This window comes from Glycomyces algeriensis (genome assembly GCF_027622855.1).
Classification (GTDB): domain Bacteria; phylum Actinomycetota; class Actinomycetes; order Mycobacteriales; family Micromonosporaceae; genus Glycomyces; species Glycomyces algeriensis.
In genome coordinates this window covers 55202-77067 of record NZ_JAPZVR010000020.1, presented here as the reverse complement: position 1 = coordinate 77067, position 21866 = coordinate 55202, and the positions used below count along the sequence as shown (strand labels likewise).

General features: G+C 70.8%; 20 protein-coding genes. 10 read left to right on the top strand and 10 right to left on the bottom strand.

Annotated elements, in window-relative coordinates; all coding sequences use genetic code 11:
- Positions 1-155 precede the first annotated feature (155 nt).
- Complete coding sequence (locus O2L52_RS23055; RefSeq protein WP_270118462.1) at positions 156-1421, bottom strand: extracellular solute-binding protein; 1266 nt, start codon at positions 1419-1421, stop codon at positions 156-158.
- A 522-nt stretch (positions 1422-1943) separates the two neighbouring features.
- On the opposite strand from O2L52_RS23055, the gene O2L52_RS23050 reads away from it, so the two are divergent.
- The 3 genes from O2L52_RS23050 (at position 1944) to clpX (ending at position 4889) form a co-directional block, all read left to right on the top strand.
- Positions 1944-2597 (top strand): ATP-dependent Clp protease proteolytic subunit, encoded by a 654-nt coding sequence (locus O2L52_RS23050; RefSeq protein WP_281846904.1) that lies wholly within the window; start codon positions 1944-1946, stop codon positions 2595-2597.
- Between the two features lie 20 nt (positions 2598-2617).
- Positions 2618-3280: an ATP-dependent Clp protease proteolytic subunit gene (locus tag O2L52_RS23045; RefSeq protein ID WP_281846903.1), complete on the top strand. Its 663-nt coding sequence runs from the start codon at positions 2618-2620 to the stop codon at positions 3278-3280.
- A 307-nt stretch (positions 3281-3587) separates the two neighbouring features.
- Complete coding sequence (gene clpX, locus O2L52_RS23040) at positions 3588-4889, top strand: ATP-dependent Clp protease ATP-binding subunit ClpX (RefSeq protein WP_270118460.1); 1302 nt, start codon at positions 3588-3590, stop codon at positions 4887-4889.
- Positions 4890-4895: 6 nt separating this feature from the next.
- Here clpX and O2L52_RS23035 read toward each other — a convergent pair whose 3' ends face one another.
- The gene (locus O2L52_RS23035; protein WP_270118459.1) at positions 4896-5213 is read right to left on the bottom strand and encodes a PLD nuclease N-terminal domain-containing protein; all 318 of its coding nucleotides are present in this window, start codon (positions 5211-5213) and stop codon (positions 4896-4898) included.
- Between the two features lie 149 nt (positions 5214-5362).
- Here O2L52_RS23035 and O2L52_RS23030 point away from each other — a divergent pair, with 149 nt between their 5' ends.
- The 3 genes from O2L52_RS23030 to O2L52_RS23020 all read left to right on the top strand — a co-directional run bounded on the left by O2L52_RS23030 (position 5363) and on the right by O2L52_RS23020 (position 8079).
- Complete coding sequence (locus O2L52_RS23030) at positions 5363-6133, top strand: electron transfer flavoprotein subunit beta/FixA family protein (protein WP_270118457.1); 771 nt, start codon at positions 5363-5365, stop codon at positions 6131-6133.
- A 27-nt stretch (positions 6134-6160) separates the two neighbouring features.
- Positions 6161-7090 (top strand): electron transfer flavoprotein subunit alpha/FixB family protein, encoded by a 930-nt coding sequence (locus O2L52_RS23025; protein ID WP_270118456.1) that lies wholly within the window; start codon positions 6161-6163, stop codon positions 7088-7090.
- A 374-nt stretch (positions 7091-7464) separates the two neighbouring features.
- Positions 7465-8079, top strand: a complete 615-nt coding sequence (locus tag O2L52_RS23020; protein ID WP_270118454.1) for a biotin transporter BioY — start codon at positions 7465-7467, stop codon at positions 8077-8079.
- 79 nt (positions 8080-8158) lie between these two features.
- On the opposite strand, the gene O2L52_RS23015 is transcribed toward O2L52_RS23020, so the two are convergent.
- The gene (locus O2L52_RS23015) at positions 8159-9070 is read right to left on the bottom strand and encodes a hypothetical protein (protein ID WP_270118453.1); all 912 of its coding nucleotides are present in this window, start codon (positions 9068-9070) and stop codon (positions 8159-8161) included.
- A 295-nt stretch (positions 9071-9365) separates the two neighbouring features.
- Here O2L52_RS23015 and O2L52_RS23010 point away from each other — a divergent pair, with 295 nt between their 5' ends.
- The 3 genes from O2L52_RS23010 to O2L52_RS23000 are packed head-to-tail and all read left to right on the top strand — an operon-like array spanning position 9366 to position 12689.
- On the top strand, positions 9366-10523 hold the full coding sequence (locus O2L52_RS23010; protein WP_270118451.1) for a cysteine desulfurase family protein: 1158 nt from the start codon (positions 9366-9368) through the stop codon (positions 10521-10523).
- A 38-nt stretch (positions 10524-10561) separates the two neighbouring features.
- Complete coding sequence (gene mnmA / locus O2L52_RS23005; protein ID WP_344473151.1) at positions 10562-11686, top strand: tRNA 2-thiouridine(34) synthase MnmA; 1125 nt, start codon at positions 10562-10564, stop codon at positions 11684-11686.
- A complete protein-coding gene (locus O2L52_RS23000; RefSeq protein WP_270118449.1) occupies positions 11679-12689 on the top strand; it encodes a uroporphyrinogen decarboxylase/cobalamine-independent methonine synthase family protein in 1011 nt (336 codons plus the stop codon). The genes mnmA and O2L52_RS23000 overlap by 8 nt, the downstream gene beginning before the upstream one ends.
- Positions 12690-12708: 19 nt before the next feature.
- Here O2L52_RS23000 and O2L52_RS22995 read toward each other — a convergent pair whose 3' ends face one another.
- Positions 12709-13356, bottom strand: coding sequence for a sulfotransferase family protein (locus O2L52_RS22995; protein WP_270118448.1), 648 nt, complete (start codon positions 13354-13356; stop codon positions 12709-12711).
- 133 nt (positions 13357-13489) lie between these two features.
- Positions 13490-16075: a DUF4153 domain-containing protein gene (locus O2L52_RS22990; protein WP_270118446.1), complete on the bottom strand. Its 2586-nt coding sequence runs from the start codon at positions 16073-16075 to the stop codon at positions 13490-13492.
- 177 nt (positions 16076-16252) lie between these two features.
- Between O2L52_RS22990 and O2L52_RS22985 the strand changes: the two genes are divergently transcribed.
- Positions 16253-16993 carry a VIT1/CCC1 transporter family protein gene (locus O2L52_RS22985; RefSeq protein WP_270118445.1) on the top strand — a complete coding sequence of 247 codons (741 nt, stop codon included), beginning with the start codon at positions 16253-16255 and terminating at the stop codon, positions 16991-16993.
- Between the two features lie 7 nt (positions 16994-17000).
- Here O2L52_RS22985 and O2L52_RS22980 read toward each other — a convergent pair whose 3' ends face one another.
- The 5 genes from O2L52_RS22980 to O2L52_RS22960 form a co-directional block, all read right to left on the bottom strand.
- Complete coding sequence (locus O2L52_RS22980) at positions 17001-18017, bottom strand: magnesium and cobalt transport protein CorA (RefSeq protein ID WP_270118443.1); 1017 nt, start codon at positions 18015-18017, stop codon at positions 17001-17003.
- Between the two features lie 52 nt (positions 18018-18069).
- Positions 18070-18696, bottom strand: a complete 627-nt coding sequence (locus O2L52_RS22975) for a TetR/AcrR family transcriptional regulator (RefSeq protein WP_270118442.1) — start codon at positions 18694-18696, stop codon at positions 18070-18072.
- Positions 18697-18705: 9 nt separating this feature from the next.
- Positions 18706-19443 (bottom strand): ABC transporter permease, encoded by a 738-nt coding sequence (locus tag O2L52_RS22970; RefSeq protein ID WP_270118441.1) that lies wholly within the window; start codon positions 19441-19443, stop codon positions 18706-18708.
- A gap of 1 nt (position 19444) precedes the next feature.
- Entirely contained in the window at positions 19445-20176 is a 732-nt protein-coding gene (locus tag O2L52_RS22965; protein WP_270118440.1) for an ABC transporter ATP-binding protein, read from the bottom strand.
- Between the two features lie 155 nt (positions 20177-20331).
- Positions 20332-21768, bottom strand: coding sequence for an alkaline phosphatase PhoX (locus tag O2L52_RS22960; RefSeq protein ID WP_270118439.1), 1437 nt, complete (start codon positions 21766-21768; stop codon positions 20332-20334).
- Positions 21769-21866: the final 98 nt, after the last annotated feature.

The window sequence follows — 21866 nt, the reverse complement described above, 5'->3', positions numbered from 1 at the left end:
CGCCCGCCGGCCCACCCGACCACCCCCCGGACCCGGCCGGTGCGGCGGCCGGCGCGCGCGCGCGGCGCGCCCCGGTACTGGGCGCGGCGGCCCCGGCCGGGCCGCTTGCGCGGCCCGGCGGGGACCCGGGATCGGGTGGCGGTGGCCGTCAAGGGTTACTCGCAGGTGATGTTCTCGTCGAGACCGGCGATGATGTTCGCGATCGTGGTGGCCACGTCCTGGTCGCCGTTGGCGAGCTTGACCGCCTCGTCCTTGAGCGGGTCGGCGTCGCCGCCGGCGGTCTGGCCCTGGTAGACCGCTTCGAGGGAGGCCTTGTCCTGGGCGCTGGAGACGGGGTCGGACGCGGCGATCTCCTCGTTGTAGAGGTCGAAGCTCGCCTGCGAGGCGCCGTAGTCGATGTCGAGGCCCTGGATCACCGGGAGGAACCCGGAGATCTCGCAGATCTCGGTGTAGTTCTCGGCGGTGAAGAGCCAGTTGACGAAGTCGAGCGCGGCCTCCGACTTGTCGCCCTTGTAGACGACCATGTAGCCGCCGCCGAGGTTGGTGGCGCGGCGCGTCTGGGCCGGCATGAGGGCCGAGGCCCATTCGAAGTCGGTGATGTTGGCCTGGAAGTCGGCCACCTGCCACGAGCCGGAGTAGTAGGCCGCGACCTGGCCGCTCTTGAAGAGCGCGTTCGGGTCGTCGCCGGAGACCCACACGGAGCGGGGCATCACGTCGTCGTCGTTGATGTCGGCGAAGAACTGGAGCGCGGCGGTGGTGGCGGCCTCGTCGGTCGTGTACTTGCAGTCGTCGCCGAGCTCGAAGCCGTTGCTGCCGAACTGGTACATGAAGGACCGCAGGCGGTGCGAGGACGGGTCCATGACGAGCCCGTAGCGCGCTCCAGTCGCGGCCTTGACCTCCTTGACGGCCGCGATGAACTCGTCCCAGGTCCAGATCTGGTCCGGGGTGGTCGGGTAGGCGACCCCGGCCTCGTCGAACAGCGACTTGTTGACGTAGAGGCCGACGGCGGTGAGGTCGGTGAGGAAGGTCGGGACCTCGCCCTCCTCGTTCTCGGTGAGGAGGTTCTCCATGACCCCGTGCTCGCTCGCGACGCCGCTGAGGTCCTCGAGCTGGTCCATCCAGATCGGGTCGATGGCGGTGACCCGCGCGAAGTCGGGCAGGCCGTCGGCCTGGGCGGCGTTGCGCAGGCGGGTGTTGAAGTCGTCGTACGGGATGTCGTCGATGTCGATCGTCACCCCGGTCTCCTCGAGGTACTTGTCGGCCATCTTCTGGAAGCCGCCGCCTTGGTTCGCGTCGCCCGAGAGCCAGAACTTGACGGTCTTCGCGTCAGTCTCGTCGCCGCCGCCGATGAAGCCGCAGGCGCTGAGGGGCAGGGCCGCCGCACCGGCGGTGCCGGCGGTGAGGATGAGTCTTCTCTTCATTGAGCTCTCTCTTCAGGATGCGGGCCTGTGAGGGACCCGTCGGGGTTCGGAGCGAGCGCGGGCCGGAGCCGTGCGTTCGCCGGTGCGCCGACACGTGTGCCAAGTCACCCGGGTATGCGCTTGCCCGACCATAGCAGATATCTACTGACGCGCGACAGTAGCGCGCGTTAGGTGGTATTGAACTGCAACTTTTCCTCGAGCCTAGACCCCGCCGGGGCGGCCCGGCCCCGCTCGCCGCATCCGCCCCGGGGGTCGCCGGGCCCGCGCGTCGGAGCGGTCCGGGGGCGTTTCCGGGCCTCGGCGGGCGGACATCCTGTGCGGGCGCCGCGGGCGGCCTGCGCCCAGGACGGGCGGCAGGCGGCATCGCCGATTTACGACTCGCAAGCGTCGCCGAGGCCCGCGCTCCGCTCGCAGCGAACACGGCGCCCAGGCGCGTCCGATCGTCGCCCCGACGGGCTAAGGTCTGGATTGGTAACCGCAACGCCGAGTGCATATCGCCGAGACAGAATGAAGGTGCAAGACATGGACCGTTCGATTCCATTCTCCTCGCAGCTGGAGAAGGACGTCGTCAGCGCGGTGGCCCGGCGCGGTGGCGGCGACGCCTCCTCGATCGGCCTCGACAGCATGGTCTTCGACCGGCTGCTCAAGGAGCACATCCTGTTCCTGGGCTCGGACGTGAACTCCGAGATCGCCAACCGCCTGTGCGCGCAGCTGCTCCTGCTCGAGGCCGAGGACGACCAGCGCGACATCAAGCTCTACATCAACTCGCCCGGCGGCTCGGTGTACGACGGCATGGCCATCTACGACACCATGCAGTACATCAAGAACGACGTCGCCACCGTCGGCATGGGCATGGCCGCCTCCATGGGCCAGCTACTGCTGTGCGCCGGCACCTCCGGCAAGCGCTACGCGCTCCCGCACGCGCGCATCATGATGCACCAGCCCTCCGGCGGCATCGGCGGCACCGCCTCCGACGTCGCGATCCTCGCCGAGCAGATGCTCTACACCAAGCAGATGTTCCAGGAGCGCGTCGCCGAGCACACCGGCCGCACGATCGAGGAGATCGAGCGCGACTCGGACCGCGACCGCTGGTTCACCGCCGCCGAGGCGAAGGACTACGGCTTCATCGACCACGTCGTCAAGCGGGTGGCCGACGTCCCCGCCGAGGCCAACTAAGTAAGGAATAGGGGAACCAGATGATGGACATCCACGCCCAAGCCGGTGGCTTCGGTCCGCAGGCCCGCTACATCGTCCCGTCGTTCACGGAGAAGACCTCGTACGGGGTCAAGGAGATGAACCCGTACAACAAGATGTTCGAGGACCGGATCATCTTCCTCGGGTCCCCGGTCGACGACACCTCCGCGAACGACATCATGAGCCAGCTGATCGTCCTCGAGGGCAACGACCCCGACCGGGACATCACGATGTACATCAACTCGCCGGGCGGCTCGCTCACCGCGCTGATGGCCATCTACGACACGATGCAGTACGTGCGCCCCGACATCGCGACGGTGTGCATGGGCCAGGCCGCCTCGGCCGCGGCCGTGCTGCTCGCGGCCGGGACCCCCGGCAAGCGCACCGCGCTGCCGAACTCCCGCGTGATCGTCCACCAGCCGGCCACCGAGGGCACCTTCGGCCAGGCCTCCGACATGGAGATCCAGGCCCGCGAGATCATGCGCATGCGCGACCAGCTGGAGAAGATCCTCTCCCGCCACACAGGTCAGCCCGTGGACAAGGTCCGCCGCGACATCGAGCGCGACAAGATCTTCACCGCCGAGGAGGCCGTCGCGTACGGCATCGTCGACAACGTCCTGACCTACCGCAAGAAGAACGCCCTGCCCGCCGAGGTCGCGGCGTAAGCACAGCGCAGGAGCGACGGTCCGGGCGTCCGGCCCGCGGCACGCCCGGCCCGTCGCCTCAGCGCCGCCATCCGACGGAGGCTCACCTCCGATCGATCCGCCCCCCGATGTCGCCGGGCCGCGATACCGTGGCCCAGGACCTGCAAGGGTGGCGCACCGGCGGCAAATGCGAAATACTGGATCGAGACACCGGTTCGTCCTGAATCAACGGAGCCGGATCGGTGTCACCGGTTGACCTTTCAACGATGGAGCAAGAAAGCACGCTCGGTCCGGGCCCGCGGGCCCGCCGAGGGAGGGAGTTACCGCGATGGCACCTCGCCTGGGTGACAGCGAGATCTTGAAGTGCTCGTTCTGCTCGAAGACGCAGCGGCAGGTCCGCAAGCTCATCGCCGGACCCGCCAACGTGTACATCTGCGACGAGTGCATCGACCTGTGCAACGAGATCATCGAAGAGGAGTTCGCCGAGGAGGCCGAGGTCGCCTGGGAGGACCTGCCGAAGCCCAAGGAGATCGTCGAGTTCCTCGACCAGTGGGTCATCGGCCAGGACTCGGCGAAGCGCTCGCTCGCGGTCGCGGTCTACAACCACTACAAGCGCGTGCAGCTCGACGAACTCGGCTCGATCCGCGGCGGCGACCACGTGGAACTCCAGAAGTCGAACATCCTCATGGTCGGCCCCACCGGCTCCGGCAAGACACACCTGGCGCAGACCCTCGCCCGGATGCTCGACGTCCCGTTCGCGATCGCGGACGCCACGGCCCTCACCGAGGCCGGGTACGTGGGCGACGACGTGGAGAACATCCTCCTCAAGCTCATCCAGGCCGCCGACTTCGACGTGAAGCGCGCCGAGACCGGCATCATCTACATCGACGAGATCGACAAGGCCGGACGCAAGGCCGACAACCCCTCGATCACCCGTGACGTCTCCGGCGAGGGCGTGCAGCAGGCGCTCCTGAAGATCCTGGAAGGCACCAACGCGGCCGTGCCGCCGCAGGGCGGGCGCAAGCACCCGCACCAGGAGCACATCCAGATCGACACCACGAACATCCTCTTCATCTGCGGCGGCGCGTTCGCCGGGATCGAGGAGATCATCAAGGCCCGGGTCGGCAAGCGCACCGTGGGCTTCGCGGTCCAGCTGCACGACGGCGAGGAGTCCGCCGAGGACGCGATCGTCTCCCAGGTCATGCCCGAGGACCTGCTCAAGTACGGGCTCATCCCCGAGATGGTCGGGCGCCTCCCCATCCTGACCACTGTGGACCACCTCGACAAGGAGGCGCTGCTGCGCATCCTCACCGAGCCGAAGAACGCCCTGGTCAAGCAGTACCAGCGCCTGCTCGAACTCGACGGCGTCGAACTCGAGTTCGCCGAGGACGCACTGGAACCCATCGTGGAGTCCGCGATGCTGCGCGGCACCGGCGCGCGCGGGCTGCGGGCGATCATGGAGGAAGTGCTCCAGCCCGTCATGTTCGAGATCCCCTCCCGCGCCGACGAGGTGGGGAAAGTGGAGATCACCGCCGACGTGGTGCGCCGCAACGTGAACCCCACACTGGTGCCGAGGACCAAGGCCGCGCCGCGCCGGGCGATCCGCCCGAGGCGCGAGAAGTCGGCCTGAGGCGGCTCAGTCCTCCTTGTTGTCGTCGCGCAGGCGGCGGTCGATGTCCCGCAGGAAGTCGGGGTCGTCGTCCGGCGCGACCGGGCCCTTCGGATTCCGCGGGCCGGCATTGCCGCGCGGCGAACCCGGCTGCGGCCGTGGGGGCTTGGCCCGCCCGACCGTGAACCACAGGATGCCGCCGACGATCGGGACGAACACGATGATGAGCACCCACCAGGCGCGAGTGAGCTTCCTGGGGGCGTGTTCACCGCCGAGGCAGTCCGCGACCGCTGCGATGACCAGCGCCAAGTGAGCGAGGACCAGGAACACGAACGCGCGGATCATGGTCCAATCATGCCTGTCCGCCGCGCCGGGGACAACAACGCCTCGGGTGGTTACCCGTAAGTAACTTCGTAAGATATAGTTTCAGCCGAGACGCCTGAACGAACACCAAGGCCAACAAGCGTCCTCTAGTACGACCTCGGAGGTTGTCGATGAACATCGTGGTTCTGGTCAAGCAGGTCCCGGATTCGGGACTCGCGAGACAGCTGGACGCCCAGCTGCGGGTCGACCGCAACGGCGCCAACAACGTCATGGGGGAGCTCGACGAGTACGCCGTCGAAGCCGCCCTCCAGCTCAAAGAGGCCCACGGCGGCGAGGTCACCGTCCTCACGCTCGGCCCCGGCCAGGCCACGGAGACCGTGCGCAAAGTCCTCGCGATGGGCGCCGACAAGGCCGTGCACATCGAGGACGACGCCGTCGGCGGCTCCGACGCGCTCACCACCTCCGCGATCCTCGCCGCGGCCCTCGGCCGCCTCGAATGGGACCTCGTGGTCGCCGGCGCCGAGTCCACCGACTCGGGCATGGGCGTCATGCCCCAGCTCCTCGCCGCCCGCACCGGCGCACCCGCGCTCACCGGCGCCCGCAAGATCGACATCGCCGAGCGCACCGTCACCGTCGAGCACCAGCGGGCCAACGGCTACGACGTGCTCAGCGCGAACCTCCCGGCGATCGTCTCCGTCTGGGACACCATCAACACGCCGCGCTACCCGTCGCTCAAGGGCATCATGGCCGCCAAGCGCAAGCCCGTCGAGACCCTCGCCCTCGCCGACCTCGGCGTCAGCGAGGCCGGGCCCGCCGCCGCGCGCAACGAGGTGCTGAGCGCCGCCGAGCGTCCTCCGCGCGCCGCCGGCCAGATCGTCGCCGACGAAGGCCAGGGCGGCGACGCGCTCGCCGACTTCCTCGCCGCCGAGAAGTTCATCTGAGCTGGTTGAAGGGCATAGGAGCCGATCATGACTGACATCCTTGTGTACGTGCCGAACTCGGGCAAGCACGCCGCCGAGGTCCTCACGCTGGGACGCACCCTCGGCGACGTCTCGGCCATCGCCTTCGACGACGCCGCCGCCGCGCTGGCGGGCGAGTACGGCGCGGCGAAGGTCTACCGCGTCGACGCCGCCGGTATCGACGACTACTTCGTGGACCCGAAGGCGACCGTCCTCACCGACCTGGCGCGCTCCGCCGCGCCGGACTTCTTCCTGCTGCCGAGCACCGACGAGGGCAAGGCCCTCGCGGCCCGCGTGGCGGTGGCGCTGGACAACGGCCTGCTGACCGACGTCTCCGGCCTGGAGGCCGACGGGACCGCGACGCAGGACGCCTTCGCGGGCGCCACGGTCGTGAAGTCCAAGTCCACCAAGGGGTTCACGCTCGCGACGGTGAAGACCGGCTCCACTGAGCCGGCTCCCGCCCCGGGCGCGCCCGCCGTCGAGGCCGTCGCCGCGACCGTGGCTGAAGCGGACCAGCGCGTGCGGGTCACCGAGCGGGTCGACGAGCCCGCGGGGGACCGGCCGGGCCTGGCCGAGGCCCGCGTGGTCGTCTCGGGCGGCCGCGGTGTGGGCTCGGCGGAGGACTTCGCGCTCATCGAGCGCGTGGCCGATGCGCTGGGCGGCGCGGTGGGCGCGTCGCGCGCGGCGACCGACGCCGGGTACTACCCGCACAAGTTCCAGGTGGGCCAGACCGGTACGACGGTGAGCCCGCAGCTGTACGTCGCGGCCGGCATCTCGGGCGCGATCCAGCACCGCGCGGGCATGCAGACCTCGCGGGTCATCGTGGCGGTCAACAAGGACGCCGACGCGCCGATCTTCGGCATGGCCGACTACGGCGTCGTGGGCGACCTGTTCCAGGTGCTGCCGCAGGCGCTCGAGGCGATCGAGAAGCGGAAGTAAGCACGTACGACGCGGCCCGGTCAGCTCCCCTGCAGGGGCGGCCGGGCCGCGGCCGTGTTCACGGGCGCGCCGCGGGGGCGCAGGCCTTGCGAAAGAGGCTCGTGTTCGCGGCCGCCCCCGTTTTTCATGATCCCGCGGGGGTACGACAGGCGGGCGATTCGCTTGGGGGAGTTGGGCGGTTCACGGCGGGTGCCGGCAAATCGGGCATTCGCAGGCGCCCCCGATTCGATGATCGCACTCGGGTCCGACACGGTTTCCGGGCCGGACCGCTCGCCGCCCGCCGGGGGCTTCACGGCGCCGTAACAACGGTGCGTTACGCTTCGTGGCAGCCTCTAGTTATATAGAACCTACATACGATGTTGGAGGATCCTCACATGGCCGCCCCAGCTGTCGCGATTGCCGCGCCGAGCGTTCTCGCTGATCTCCTGCCCGCTCGCACGAAGGCCGCCGCGTACGCGCGCGACGCCGTGCTCGTGCTCGGCGGTGCCGCCGCCGTCGGCGCTTCCGCGCAGATCGCGTTCACCATCCCGCAGATCAGCCCGGTCCCGTTCGTGCTCACCACGTTCACCGTGCTGCTCCTCGGCGCCGCCTACGGGCCGCTCCGGGCGGGCCTGACCCTCGCGCTCTACCTCGCCGCCGGTGCGGCGGGGGTCCCGTGGTTCACCGAGGGGACCTCCGGCTTCGCGATGCCGACCTTCGGCTACATCATCGGCTTCCTGGCCGCCTCCGTGGCGGTCGGCTTCCTCGCCAAGCGCGGCGGGGACCGCACGATCCTGAAGACCGTGGGGCTCATGGTCGTCGGCAACGTGCTCATGTACGCCTTCGGCGTGCCCTACCTCGCGTTCGCGCTCGACATGAGCGCCGCCGACGCGGTCGCCGCCGGCATGACCCCGTTCCTCGCGGGCGACGCCGTCAAGCTCGTCATCGCGGCCCTGCTCCTGCCCGGCAGCTGGGCGCTCGTCAACAGGTTCCGCAACGCGGAGGACTAGTCGCAACACGGGAAGGGCGCCAACGGCTTTCGGCCGGAGGCGCCCTTTTCCTATAGGATATATCCTATAGGGCAGAGCCCTATTCGATCTCCCAGCCGATGCCCAGCGCGCCCGGCCTCGGCACCGGCTCGGCCAGTGCGACCGTGCGGTTCGGGCCCAGCTGCAGGTCCCCGGTCTCGCGCTTCTCGCGCTGCAGACTCGACTGCGCGAAGCGATACACGCGCCTCGGGATCGCGTCCGGCGCGAACCGCACCTGCAGCGAGTACTGGTCCACCGGGTACCGGAACGCGTTCCCGTGCCCGCTCGACGTGCCGCCGTTGCCCTGCACGACGATCTCGAACAGGTGCGTCGCGCCCTTCGGCAGCGGCGTGTCGAACACGATCTCCGCCAGCGCGACCGGCGCTTCCGGGTGCCGCAGGATGTTCGGCACCGAGCAGTCGCGCACCGGCTTGAACTCGATGTCGTCGATGTCGCAGCCCTCGTCGCCGCGGTACAGCAGGATGTAGCGGTCCACATCGTCGCGCCTCGCGCGCACCAGCATCGACAGCTCGAACACCGACTCCTGCCAGTCGGAGTCGACGTGGACGATCACCTGCTGGCTGAGGATGTCCAGCGTGTGCTCGCGGGAGGCCGGCACCTGGTCGCACAGTTCGCGCACCGCGTCGCCGCCGAGCACCGCGTCGGGCCGGGGGAGCTGCCCCCGGATCGAGCGCGGCCCGCGGGCCCGCTTGGGGCCCAAGAGGACCCGCAGGGACCCTGCGGGGAGCTCGAGGAGGTCTTCGAGGGCGGTGACGGCGGCGAGGGACTCGGCGCGCTCGGGCCGGGACCGGCCGGACTGCCAGTAGCTCAGGCTCGTCGTCGACACGGTGATGCCGCGCATGGCGAGGCGGTGGCGGATGCGGTCGAGACCGAGCCCGCTGGTCTGGATGGCCACGCGCAGGGCAGTGTGGAAGGGCCCGGCACGTAGCGCTTCGGCGAGCTCAGGCGTCATCGGCACACACACTTTCTCTCGACACGGGCGTCGAAGACTCGACCTTCTTCGGCACCGGTCTCGGGGCGGCGACCCCTTGCGTTCGGAAAGGTAGGAGGATTCGTCAGATTCTATCTCGCGGGCACCACGACGCATTACGCCGACTAACGCGGAATATTTCGGTGCTCGAATCCCACCCCTCGGAACGGTGCAGACCCCTGCGCCGGAGCGCCGCCGCGGCCCGCCCGAGTGAGCCGGGGCGCCCCGGCCACGGCGGAGCGAGCGGGCCGCAAAACGAACGTAGACTGGAGGGGCCATGGCTTACCTCGATCACGCCGCGACCACGCCGATGCTCCCCCAAGCGCTCGACGCTTACGTGCGCACCGCCCGCGCCCTCGGCAACGCCTCCTCCCTGCACGGTTCCGGGCGCACCGCCCGCCGCACGGTCGAGGAGGCCCGCGAGCGCATCGCCGAAGCCCTCGGCGCCAAACCGGGCGAGGTCATCTTCACCGGCTCCGGCACCGAGGCGGACAACCTCGCGGTCAAAGGCATTCACTGGTCCCGCCGCACACCGGAACGCAACCGCGTGGTGACCACCGCGATCGAGCACCACGCCGTCGCGGACGCCGTCGCCTGGCTCGGCGACCACGAGCGCGCCGACGTGAGCGAGCTCCCCGTCGACAAGCTCGGCCGCGTCGACACCGCCGCCCTCGCCGAACTCCTCGCCGAGCACGGCCCCCGGATCACGGTCCTCACCTGCATGTGGGCGAACAACGAGGTCGGCACCCTCCAGCCCATCGCCGAGATCGCCGAGATCGCCGCCGCCCACGGCATCCCCGTGCACACGGACGCGATCCAGGCCGTGGGCCACGTCCCGGTCGACTTCGCCGCCTCCGGCGCCGCCGGCCTCGCCCTCTCGGGCCACAAGCTCGGCGGCCCCACCGGCACCGGCGCGCTCATCCTGCGCCGCGACGTGAAGGCCGTCCCCCTCCTCCACGGCGGCGGCCAGGAGCGCGAGATCCGCTCCGGCACCCTCGACGTGCCCGGCATCGCCGCGCTCGCCGAAGCGGTCGGGCACGCCGTGCGCACCCAGGAGGTCGAGTCCCAGCGGCTCGCGCTGCTGCGCGACGACCTCGTCGCCCGCATCCGCGCCGCGGTCCCCGAGGCGGTCTACAACGGCGACCCCGAATCGCGCCTGCCCGGCAACGCGCACTTCTCGTTCCCCGGCTGCGAAGGCGACGCCCTCCTCATGCTCCTGGACGCCGCCGGTGTCGAATGCGCCACAGGCTCGGCCTGCTCGGCCGGCATCGCCCAGCCCTCGCACGTCCTCCTCGCGATGGGCACCGACGCCGACGACGCCCGCTCCTCCCTGCGGTTCACGCTCGGCTGGCCCACCACCAAGGCCGACGTCGACGCGCTCGTCGCGGCCCTGCCCGAAGCCGTGCGGCGCGCGAAGACCGCCGGGCTCTCCTAGCGTCCGCGGATCACCGGCCTAAGGTTGAAGGCGTGAAACTGCGAGTACTGGCCGCCATGAGCGGCGGAGTCGACTCGGCCGTCGCCGCCGCCCGCGCCGTCGAGGCCGGGCACGACGTCACCGGCGTCCACCTGGCGCTGTCCAAGAACCCCCAGACCTACCGGACCGGGGCCCGCGGCTGCTGCACGATCGAGGACTCCCGCGACGCCCGCCGCGCCGCCGACGTCATCGGCATCCCCTTCTACATATGGGACATGGCCGAGCGCTTCCACGAGGACGTCGTGGAGGACTTCTACGCCGAGTACGCGGCCGGGCGCACCCCGAACCCGTGCCTGCGCTGCAACGAGAAGATCAAGTTCGCCGCCGTCCTCGACCGCGCCATGGCCCTCGGCTTCGACGCCGTCGTCACCGGCCACTACGCCCGAAAGGGCGACGACGGCCTCCTGCGCCGCGCCGTCGACCCCGGCAAGGACCAGTCGTACGTCCTCGGCGTGCTCACCCCGGCCCAGCTCGCCGGCTCGATGTTCCCGCTCGGCGACACCCCCAAGGACCAGGTCCGCGTCGAGGCCGAGACCCGCGGCCTCGCCGTCGCCAAGAAGCCCGACAGCCACGACATCTGCTTCATCGCCGACGGCGACACCTCCGGCTTCCTCAAGAACAAGCTCGGCACCAAGGAAGGCGAGATCGTCGACGCCGCGTCCGGCGAGGTCCTCGGCAGCCACGACGGCTCGCACCAGTTCACCATCGGCCAGCGCCACGGCCTCGGCCTCAAGGTCCCGGCCGCCGACGGCAAGCCCCGCTACGTCCTCTCGATCACGCCGGTCGACAACCGCGTCGAGGTCGGGCCCCGCGAGGCCCTGCGCGTCGACCGCATCCGCACCGGCGCGCCGGTGTGGCTCGCCGACGAGCGCACCGGCCCCTTCGAGGCCGAGGTCCAGCTCCGCGCCCACGGCGAGGTCTACCCGGCGACGGTGACCCCCGAGGACGGCGGGCTCACCGCGCAACTCCACAAGCCCGCGTTCGGCGTCGCCGCCGGCCAGGCCCTCGTGGTCTACGACCCCGATGCGGCCCAAGGCGACGCGGTCCTCGCGTCCGGCACCATCGACGCCGCCCACGGCCTCACCGCCGCCGGCGCCGAGTCCGGAGAAGCCGCGCGTGCCTGACCCCGACGCCGACGCCGCGCTCCCCGCGGGGATCGCCACGGGCATCGGCTCGCTGCCCGGAACGGACGCCCGCGAGGCCGTCAACATCGTCTTCGGCGAGCTCCCCGAATGGCCGTACTTGCCCGAGCTGCCCGACCGGGGCCTCGGCGCCGACATGATCGGCCGCGGCGCGGCCCTGCTCGTGGGCCTGCCCGTGCAGTGGTGGGCGTTCCGCTGGGAACTGGCCGACCTGCCCGGGCGCGACGCCCGGCGCGCCCTCGACTTCCTCGAACGCGACCTCGACGCCCTCCACGAGGCGAACGCCGGCGGCCCGGTCCGCCTGACCGCCGTCGGCCCGTTCACCCTCGCCGCCAACCTGTGGCGGCGCACCGGCGGCGCGATGCTCGCCGACCCCGGCGCGGTCGCCGACCTCACCGCTTCCCTCGCCGAAGGGCTGCGGAACCACGTCGCGGCCGCGCAGGCGCGGATGCCGAACGCCGCCTTGTCGGTCCAGATCGACGAGCCGAGCCTCCCGGCGGCGCTGGCGGGCCGTGTGAACACCGAGTCGGGCCTGGACTTCTACCGCCGCGTGCCCGTCGAGGTCGCGCGCGAGCGGCTGCGGGAGCTGACCGAGCAGGTCGGCGTCCCGGTGGTCGTGCACTGCTGCGCGCCGGACGCGCCCGTGAAGCTGCTGCAGGAGGCCGGGGCGCAGGCGCTCTCGCTCGACCTGACCCTGCTCGACCTCGACGACGTGCCGAAGGTCGACGCCCTGGGGGAGTACCTCGACGACGGCGGGCGCCTCATCGCCGGAGTGGTGCCGCCGCTCGGCAAGCCGCACCCGGGCGTCGCCAAGGAGGCGGCCGATCGCGTGCAGGGCCTGTGGCACCGGCTCGGGTTCAGCCCCGAGCAGCTGCCGCGGCAGGTGAGCGTGTCGACCACGTGCGGCATGGCCGGGGCGAGCCCGGACTACGCGCGGTTCGCCATGGAGGCCAGCCGCGAAGCCGCCGAGCGGCTCCGCGGCTGACACCCGTTCAGGACCGCCGCTATTCGGCGGGCACCCCGCCCGGCGGCACCGCGTTCGCGCGGTCGTGCCAGTCCTTGGTCGTGTTCAGGTACGGGAACGGCGTCTCGGGGACCGGCAGGTCCAGCGCCTCGCACAGCGGCCGCCAGCCGGCGCCGGTCTCGAACTCGATCAGCCGCTCGGCGGGGATCGTCTCGCGCACCCGGTCGTGGTAGCGGTGGTACGCGGCCTCCACGGCGTCCCGGTCCTCGCGCGGCGCGCCCTCGAACGTCTTGTCCCAGACGGCGTCGATCATGGCCTTCCAGATCGGGCCGACGAGGTCGGCGGCGGCGTGAATGTCCTTGAGGATGGTGTCGTTGGCGCTCTTCCACCAGGTGTCGAAGCTGTCGCGCCTGGAGAGCACGACGACGGCGTCCGGGTAGTGCGCGGCCAGTTCGGCGTAGAACGCCGACGAGGGCCAGTCGACCGCGGCGGCGTAGCCCGCGAACAGCTCGTCCCAGTCCGGGAAGTCGCCGTGCGCGGCCGCCAGGAAGGCGGGCGGGTCGGTCTCGGCGCGGTTGTTGAACACCTCGGCCATGTGGTGGCAGGGGGCGCCGAGGAGGGTCTCGAGGGCGTTCTTGAGGGTCATGGTTCCGGTGCGCGGGAGTCCCGCGCCGATTACTCGCAGCATCCGTTGAACCTATTCGGACACAAGGGAACGGGCAATGGCGATGTTCGCTCGCGTCTAGACGGGACGGACGGCGGACGGACGGCGCGGCAGCTCAGTGGCCGCCGCGCCACCCAGGGTGACGTTGGACATCCGCTCAGGCAAACGTCGCGTACAGGGTCTCCATCTGGCCGGTCAGATCCGCGGCCGCCGCCTCGGACACCGCGTCGTTCCCGACCCCCGAGACGTACGAGTACAGGACCAGGTTGCCGCTGGACCGGTAGTACTGGAACTGGCGTCCGGCGCCGTCCCCGGTCGAGAGGGCGTAGCCGACCGAGCGCTCCTGGACGAGCCACTCGCCGTCCGCGTAGGAGTCGATCGCTTCCTGCACCTCGCCGGAGGCCGCGAGCGGCGACTCCGTGTACCGCAGCTGCGCCTCGATCTTGATCCCGCCGGAGAAGTACCCGCAGGTGAGCCACGCGGTCACCGGCTCCTCGACGAGGAAGGCGTCCGAGGCGCCCGGTTCCAGGCCGAACTCGCCCAGCTCGTTCCCGAACCACTCGCCGGTCCTGCCGTGGTCGAGCGATTCGCAGGTCTCGACCTGGAAGAAGCTGCGCGCGGGCGGGTCGGCGGCCTCAGGCGCGACCGTCTCCTGCGCGTCCGCCGCGGCGGTCGTCTCCTGCGCGTCCTCTGACGGCGGGTCGCCGTACCGGTCGTCGTCGAGCTCGTCCCCGCCGAGGCCGTACACCTCGGTCCAGTCGCAGAGGTCGGCCTCCTCGTACTGCTTCACGATGTCGGCGGCGCGATGGCGGCCCAGGTTCCAGGCCATGATGTCGGGTTCGGCGTCGGGGTCGTCGTTCGCGCTGCCCGTGCGCTCCATGGCGCAGTCGAGGTCGTCGCCCTCCAGCGCCGTGAGCTCGGGTATCGCGTCGTCCGACAGGCCGCTGAGGTAGTCGATGTCGAGCTGGTGGTCGTGCTCGATGTTGTAGCGGGCGATGAGCGCGTCGGGGTTCGCCGCGGCCATGCCGAGCAGCGCCAGCGCGCCCGAGGCGAGCACGGCGCGCGGCAGCCAGGTGGCGCGGAGCTTCCAGCAGCACACGATGATCAGCGCGAACAGGATCGCGAGCCAGATCTCGACGGTGAAGATCCACACGCGCATCCGGGTGAGCCCGTACGTCTCCGCGTAGGTGTACATGCGGTACAGCGCCGAGGCGATGACCACCATGGACAGTACGCAGAGGGTGCCGAGCAGGATGCGGGCGGCCCAGCGGTCCGCGTACGAGCGCTTGGGGGCGAGCCAGGCCGCGACCGCGATGACCGCGAGGGCCAGCGCCGCCACGAAGCTCAACTGCCAGAAGCCCTTCCGGGCGTACTCGGCGAAGGTGAGCCCGGCGGTCTCCATGACGTACGCCTCGCCGCCGAGGAACACCCGCAGCTGCACCGCGATGAACGCGACGAAGAGGAGGTTCAACGCCCCCAAGGGGACCGAGAGCTCGAAGCGCGAGACCGTGCGGTGCTCGCCCTCGGGGCGCGTGGAGTCGTAGTTCGGCTTCGCGACCGCGGTGTAGGACCACAGGAGCGCGAGCGGGAACAGGAACGCCGCGAAGAAGATCCGCAGGATGAACTCGGCGGGGCTGATCTCGGGCAGCAGCTTCAGGACGAGGTCCGCGAACGTGCTGTCGGCGGCGGCGAAGAGCCCGCCGAAGACGATGAGCAGCGCGGCGGTGATGAGCGCGACCCAGAGGTTGCGCATGCTGGCGGCGTTGCGGCCGTCGCCGCCGTCCCCCTTGGCGCGGCGGCCGCGCTTGGCCCAGCGGAACGCCTCGGCGAACCCTTCGAGCCAGCCCATGAACACGGTGATGGCGGTGCCGCTGAAGCGGCGCTGCGGGGTGAGGACCAGCGGTGTGAGGACGACCGCGGCGGCCGTGCACAGGAAGACGACCCATCCGGCGTCGCGGATCGCCGCGACGGCGTACAGGGCCGCGACGATGACCGCGCCCGGCAGCCGCGGCAGCAGGTCCGCCCGCTCGCCCGCGGCCAGCGGCACGGCGAGGAGGGCGATGCCGGTGAGGGACAGGCCGATGCCGACGCCGGTGGAGTGGAACGCGGCCCAGCCGCCGAACAGGGCGACGGCGATGACCAGGACCACGATGGCGGGCTTGGGGACCGCGTCGGGGCGGTACCAGCGGGGGTTGGGCGGCAGCGCGAGCGACTGCTGCCGATGCTGCTGGTAGTACGCGGCCTGCTGCTGGTACTCGGCGGGGGACAGCTGACGGGCCGGGTACGCCGGCGGCGCGGGGACCTGCGCGGGCGGGCGGGTGGACTGGGCCTGCTGGACCGGTGCGGGAGCCGCGGCGGGCTTTGCTTCGGCGGCCTGCTGCGGTGCGGCGTCCGCCGGAGGCTCTGGAGCCGCTTGCGCGGGAGTCGCGGCGGGCTCCGCTTCAGCGTCCTGCTGCGGTGCGGCCTCGGCCGGAGGCTCTTGCGCTTGCGCGGGAGCCGCGGCGGGCTTCGCTTCGGCGTCCTGCGGAGGCGTCGGCGCGGCCTCGGCCTGAGGCTCTGGAGCCGCTTGCGCGGGAACGGGTTCGGGAGCCGCGGCGGGCTCGGGTCGGGCGTCGCCCATCGGCGTCTCGGGCCGGGCCGCTTCGCCCGGCGCCGCATCCTTTGGAGTCTCACTCGGCGTGCCGGGCTGCGCCGTTTCGGCGTCTTCGGGCCGGGGAGCCGGGAAGTCAGCGGGATCGCTCATCAATGAGCCCCTTCTCTTCGGAGGGAGTGCCGACAATAGCGGCCGTCGTCAAGCCTGGGAAGTGTCCACTACAGAGCGTCGTCCGCAGGTGGCGGACAATTCCCCCAAGCCCCCGCAATTCTCGGGCTCCTGTGAGAACTCCCACCGGGTGCAACCTTGTGGTTCACTGGAATCGTGATGGCGCAAAGCGGACACGATGAACACGGCCACGAAGGCGGGGCCCACAACGGCGGCGGCCCCGGCTCGATAGGCAACCGGCTCAACTGGCTCCGAGCGGGCGTCCTGGGCGCGAACGACGGGATCGTCTCGGTCGCAGGCATAGTCATCGGCGTCGCCGGTGCCACCGCCGACCGGACCACGATCCTCGTCTCCGGCGTCGCCGGGCTCGTCGCGGGCGCCTTCTCGATGGCCGGCGGCGAGTACACCTCCGTCTCGACCCAGCGGGACACCGAGGCGAGCCTGGTCGCAGCCGAGAAGCGCGAACTCGAGGAGCGGCCCGAGGACGCCGAGGCCGAACTCGCCACGAGCCTGCAGGACCGCGGCCTCTCCGAGGCGACCGCCAAGGACGCCGCCCGCGAGCTGTCCAGCCGCAACCCCCTGCGCGCCCACGCGGTGGTCGAGTACGGCCTCGACCCCGACGAGCTCACGAACCCGTGGCAGGCCGCGATCTCCTCGTTCCTCGCCTTCACCTGCGGCGCACTGCTGCCTCTGCTGGCGATCACCTTGCTGCCCACCGGGATCCGCGTGATCGGCTGCGCGGTCGCGGTCATCGCGGCGCTGGCGCTCACCGGGTTCACCTCGGCGAAGCTCGGCGGCGCGCCGCGCGGCAAGGCGATGCTGCGGGTCATGGCGGTCGGCGCGGCCACGATGGCCGCGACCTACCTGATCGGCTCCGCGTTCGGCGTCGCCACGGCCTAGGGCGGCCTCAGAGCCAGTTGTGGCGCTTGAAGACCACGTACAGCAGCCCGGCCGAGAGCAGCATGAGCCCCATCGCCATGGGGTAGCCGAGCACCCACGACAGCTCGGGCATGTGCGTGAAGTTCATGCCGTAGATCCCGGCCACCAGGCCCGGCGTGAACAGGATCGCCGCCCAGGAGGAGATCTTCTTGACCTGGTCGCCCTGCTCGATGCTCGCGTGCGAGAGCTGCCGCATCTCCTCGTTCTGCGCCTGCGTCACGAGGGTGGAGTGGACGGTGAGCGCGTTCTCCAGCAGGGCCCGGAAGGTGTCGGCGCGCTCGACGATGCGCAGCACGTGGTCGAGCACGTCCCGCATGTCCCGCCGCAGCTCGATGTCGACGCTGAACTTGTCGTACCCGGCCTCCAGGGACCGGAACATCCGCACGAGCGGGTGCGTGGCCCGCTGGAACGCCATGGCCTCGCGGGCGAGCTCGTAGATGCGGCGGGCGACGTCGGGATCGCCGGAGAACAGCTCGTCCTCGATCTCGTCGATGTCGTCCTCCATGCCGTCGACGACCGGGTTGTACCCGTTCACGATCTCGTCGAGCACCGCGTACAGGACCGCCTGCGGCCCGAGCGCCAGCAGGTCCGGGTCGGCCTCGAGCCGCCTGCGGACCTGCGAGAGGTCGGGCGACTCGGCGTGGCGGACGGTGATGGCGAAGTTCGGGCCGATGAACAGGTGCACCTCGCCGAACTCGACCTGCTCGGTCGCCTCCAGGTACCGGGCGGGGCGCAGGACCACGAACGTGCTGTCGCCGAACCGCTCGAGCTTCGGGCGCTGGTGGCCGGTGGTGGCGTTGTGGATCGCGAGGTGGTGGAGTTCGAACTCCTCGGCGACGGCGGCCAGCTCGGCCTCGGTGGGCCGGTAGAGCCCGATCCAGGCGAAGCCGCCGTGCTCGTGGAGGTCCTCGAAGGTCTGGTCGAGGGTCACGTGGTGCGACTCGCGCACGCCCTTGCGGTAGATGGCGCTGTCGACGATCGGCATCAGGCCAGTCTAAGGGCGGGCCGCTTCCGGCCCCGAACCGCGCGAGCGCGGCTCACTTCCCCTGCTCGGCCAGGAGGTGCTCGATCGGCATGGTCAGGTACCGGTCGATGGTCGGCCCCACGGTCACGCCGAGCTGGTCCGCGCTCAGCGACGCGACCGGCTCGAGCTTGAGGATGTACCGGGCCACGACCAGCCCGAACACCTGGCTGGCGATGAAGCTCGCGCGCGCCGGGATGTGGTCGACCTGGTCGCCGAGGACGCTCTCCACGGTCTTCACGATCCGGTGCTCGAACAGCTGCCGCAGCACGAACGACATCGCGGGCTTCGACAGGCTCGTGCGGACCACGGCGAGCAGCTTGTCCTGGTGCGGGCCGTCCCAGATCGTCACGAACGCGTGCATGAGCCGCCCGCCCGCGCCCTCGACGCCGCCCTGCGAGAGCACGGCCGCGACCTCCGGGGCCGGGTCCATCGGCAGCTCGATCGCGGCCAGGAACAGGTCGTCCTTCGAACCGAAGTAGTGGTGGATCAGGGAAGGGTCCACCCCGGCCTCGGCGGCGATGCGCCGCATGGAGATCGACTCGTAGCCCTCTTCGGCGAACAGCCGCCGGGCGGCGGCCAGGATCTCGGCTCGGGTGTCGGGATTGCCTGTCCGCCGTCCGGCGCGCTTCGTTCTGGCCACGAGTGCACCCTAGTTCGTGCGCCGCCGCAGGGTCGCGGCTCCGAGTGCCGTTGCGACGAGCACCGCAGCGGCCACGATCGAGAGGTCGCCCCACATCGCGGCGGTGGTCTCGGTGTTGACCTGCACCTCGGTGAGCGCCTTGACCGCGTAGGTCACCGGCAGCACGTCCGAGACGCCCTGCAGCCAGCCGGCCATCTGGTCGCGCGGCCAGATCAGTCCGCACAGCAGCAGCTGCGGGACGACGAACACGGGCATGAACTGGATCGCCTGGAACTCGGTGGTCGCGAACGCCGATACGAAGAGCCCCAACGCCATCCCGAAGAGCGAGGCCGCGATCGCGATGAGGAACACCGCCCACGCCGGACCGGCCGTCTCCAGTCCGAGGAATGCATAGGCGACCGTGGCGGCGATCGCGGTCTGGCTCGCGGCGGCCACGCCGAACGCGATCGCGTAGCCGCCCACCAGGTCGAGCTTCCGCGTCGGCGTCGTCATGAGCCGCTCCAGGGTTCCGCCGGTGCGCTCGCGCAGCAGTGTGATCGAGGTGATCATGAACATCATCATGAACGGGAAGAACGCCAGCAGGATCAGCCCGACGGAGTTGAAGACCTGCGGCGAGGAGTCCATGATGGCGCTGATGAGCGCGATCAGCAGGCTCGGCATGGCCAGGATGAGCACCATGGTGCGGCGGTCGTTGAGCAGCTGCCGCAGGATGCGCCCGGCGGTGATGAAGGTGATGCGCAGCGACATGTCAGTTCGCCTTCTCGAGTTCGCGGATGAGGTGGAGGAACGCCGCTTCGAGGTTCGCCGTGCCCGTGGCGGCGCGCAGGTCGGCCGGGGTGTCGTCGGCGATGAAGCGCCCTTCGCGCAGCAGCAGGAGCCGGTCGCACCGGTCGGCCTCGTCCATCACGTGGCTGGAGACGAGCAGTGTCGCCCCCTGCTTCGCCAGCGCGCGGAACTGGTCCCAGAGCTCCTCGCGGATCACCGGGTCGAGCCCGACGGTGGGCTCGTCGAGGACGAGCACCTCCGGTTCGATGACGAGCGCGCACGCGAGCGAGGTGCGGGTCTTCTGGCCGCCGGAGAGGTTCCCGGCGAGGTTGTGCGCGTGGTCGCCCATGCCGACGCGCTCGATGGCGGCCATGGCCTCGGATCGGCTGCGGCCGTAGAGGGCCGCGAAGTAGGCCACATTGGCCTTCACCGAGAGGTCGCGGTAGATCGAGGCGTCCTGGGTCACGTAGGCGACGCGGCTGCGCAGCGGCTTCGAGCCCGCGGGGTGGCCGAGCACCTCCACGGTGCCGGACCGCACTTTCTGCGTGCCCACGACGGCGCGGATGAAGGTGGTCTTGCCCGAGCCCGAGGGCCCGAGCAGGCCGGTGACGGACCCGGCCGCGATGCGGGTCGAGACGCTCCTGAGCACGGGCTGCCCGCCGCGGTCGACGACGAGGTCGTCCACCGCGATGGCGGTCGCTGGGGTGGGTGGCATGGGAGCCTCCAGTAATTCAACGGTTGATGAATTCAACGTATCATGAATTCATCGATTAGTGAATTACCTCCAGTGTCCCACCCTGAACCGGCCGCGGGCAGCAGAAAGCGGCCCGGCCGCGTACGAGTGCGCAGCCGGACCGCCGAATCGCAGTACTAGAGGACGCCCATGCTCCAAGGCCCCCAGATCGCGATCGTGCGACCCGGCTCCAGCGCCGGATCGCCCAGCTCGCCGCGCGTCGCGCCCTGCATGTTCGCGAACAGCACCTTGCCGTCAGGCGAGAACGTCGCGCCGCACCACTCGGTCCGCCCCTCGTGGTACACCAGCGGGAAGATCTCCCCGTCCCGCGTCAGGCCCCGCATCGCGGGCAGGTCCCGGCTCGTGTCCTCGCACAGGATCAGGTTCCCGCCGGGGGAGACCGTGATGTTGTCCGGATAGGACAAGAGAGCCGCGTCCGGCGACTCGAACACCAGCTTGATCGTGCCGCCCTTGTGCCCGCGAGGCCGGTACTCCCACAGCTGGCCCTCGCCCTCGTCACCGCCCGAAGTGGACGCGATGTACACCGCGCCGTCACCGTAGAAGCAGCCCTCGAGCCGCCCGAACACCGCCGCGCCCCGCGCCCAGCCCTGGTTGAACACCGCGAGCGGGTCCTCCTCGGCGTCGGCCGGGTCCGGGTCGTCGATGTCGACCCACTCCACGTACAGGCCCTTCCCGGAACGCTGGCCGGTGCGGGTGTCGTAGTTCCACTCGTCGGCGATCTTGAGCATCTGCAGCTGCCCGCCCTCGGCGAGGTCGCCGGGCACGTTCGGCAGGAACCGGTAGAACCCGGCCGTGTTCTGGTCCTCGGTCTCGTAGACCACGCCCGAGCGCGGGTCCACGGCCACCGCCTCGTGCACGAACCGGCCCATCGCCTTGAGCGGCACCGGCACCGCCTCACCCTCTTCGGCGGACGGCACCTCGAACACGTAGCCGTGCTCGGCCGCCCAGCCGGCGCCCGTCCCGGCCGTGGTCTCCTCGCACGAGAGCCAGGAGCCCCACGGGGTCGGCCCGCCCGCGCAGTTCACGATCGTGCCCGACAGCGACTGCCAGGCCTCCGTGAAATGCGGCTGGCCGCGGTCCCAGCGCACGCTCATCGTCGTGGTCCCGCCGCCCGCCAGCTCGTCGTAGCGTCGCGCAATGCTCCCGGCCGGGACGCCCGCGCCGGGGTCGTTGCGCTCCTCGTGGTTGCGCACGAGCCGCCATTCGCCGCGCCGCCCGGTCGGGAAGCAGGCCATGCCGTCGTGCGCGAGCGGCGTGCGGTTGCCGTCCCGCATCGGGGACGCCGCCACCGCGAACACCTTGAAGTCGAAGTCCTCAGGGAGCCACAGGGTCTGCGAGAACCCGGTCTCCGGGTCGGTGCGCGTGCGCTCCCGCAGCTCGCCGTAGCCGCCGTTGTCGGGGCAGCCGCGGTCCTTCTCGCCGTCCTTCGCGTTGGCCGCGCGGATCGACAGGCCCTCCATCGCGGCCACCGCGAAGAGGCTCGCGCCGGCGGCGGTCGCGCCTCGGCGCAGGAAACTGCGGCGGTTCGAGCCGCCGATCGTCGTGATCGCCATGCCGGACTCCTTCGGGACTGCTTTCGGGGGCGTGCGAGGGGCTGTACGGGCCGTACGCGGCCGATCCTTCCGGTCCCCGGGGTGGGTGAGGCAATCAC

Excerpts from the sequence above, each read along its gene's own strand:
- O2L52_RS23055 (WP_270118462.1), bottom strand. The coding sequence starts at position 1,421 with ATGAAGAGAAGACTCATCCTCACCGCCGGCACCGCCGGTGCGGCGGCC.
- O2L52_RS23050 (WP_281846904.1), top strand. The coding sequence starts at position 1,944 with ATGGACCGTTCGATTCCATTCTCCTCGCAGCTGGAGAAGGACGTCGTC.
- O2L52_RS23045 (WP_281846903.1), top strand. The coding sequence starts at position 2,618 with ATGATGGACATCCACGCCCAAGCCGGTGGCTTCGGTCCGCAGGCCCGC.
- clpX (WP_270118460.1), top strand. The coding sequence starts at position 3,588 with ATGGCACCTCGCCTGGGTGACAGCGAGATCTTGAAGTGCTCGTTCTGC.
- O2L52_RS23035 (WP_270118459.1), bottom strand. The coding sequence starts at position 5,213 with ATGATCCGCGCGTTCGTGTTCCTGGTCCTCGCTCACTTGGCGCTGGTC.
- O2L52_RS23030 (WP_270118457.1), top strand. The coding sequence starts at position 5,363 with ATGAACATCGTGGTTCTGGTCAAGCAGGTCCCGGATTCGGGACTCGCG.
- O2L52_RS23025 (WP_270118456.1), top strand. The coding sequence starts at position 6,161 with ATGACTGACATCCTTGTGTACGTGCCGAACTCGGGCAAGCACGCCGCC.
- O2L52_RS23020 (WP_270118454.1), top strand. The coding sequence starts at position 7,465 with ATGGCCGCCCCAGCTGTCGCGATTGCCGCGCCGAGCGTTCTCGCTGAT.
- O2L52_RS23015 (WP_270118453.1), bottom strand. The coding sequence starts at position 9,070 with ATGACGCCTGAGCTCGCCGAAGCGCTACGTGCCGGGCCCTTCCACACT.
- O2L52_RS23010 (WP_270118451.1), top strand. The coding sequence starts at position 9,366 with ATGGCTTACCTCGATCACGCCGCGACCACGCCGATGCTCCCCCAAGCG.
- O2L52_RS22995 (WP_270118448.1), bottom strand. The coding sequence starts at position 13,356 with ATGCTGCGAGTAATCGGCGCGGGACTCCCGCGCACCGGAACCATGACC.
- O2L52_RS22990 (WP_270118446.1), bottom strand. The coding sequence starts at position 16,075 with ATGAGCGATCCCGCTGACTTCCCGGCTCCCCGGCCCGAAGACGCCGAA.
- O2L52_RS22985 (WP_270118445.1), top strand. The coding sequence starts at position 16,253 with ATGGCGCAAAGCGGACACGATGAACACGGCCACGAAGGCGGGGCCCAC.
- O2L52_RS22980 (WP_270118443.1), bottom strand. The coding sequence starts at position 18,017 with ATGCCGATCGTCGACAGCGCCATCTACCGCAAGGGCGTGCGCGAGTCG.
- O2L52_RS22970 (WP_270118441.1), bottom strand. The coding sequence starts at position 19,443 with ATGTCGCTGCGCATCACCTTCATCACCGCCGGGCGCATCCTGCGGCAG.
- O2L52_RS22965 (WP_270118440.1), bottom strand. The coding sequence starts at position 20,176 with ATGCCACCCACCCCAGCGACCGCCATCGCGGTGGACGACCTCGTCGTC.
- O2L52_RS22960 (WP_270118439.1), bottom strand. The coding sequence starts at position 21,768 with ATGGCGATCACGACGATCGGCGGCTCGAACCGCCGCAGTTTCCTGCGC.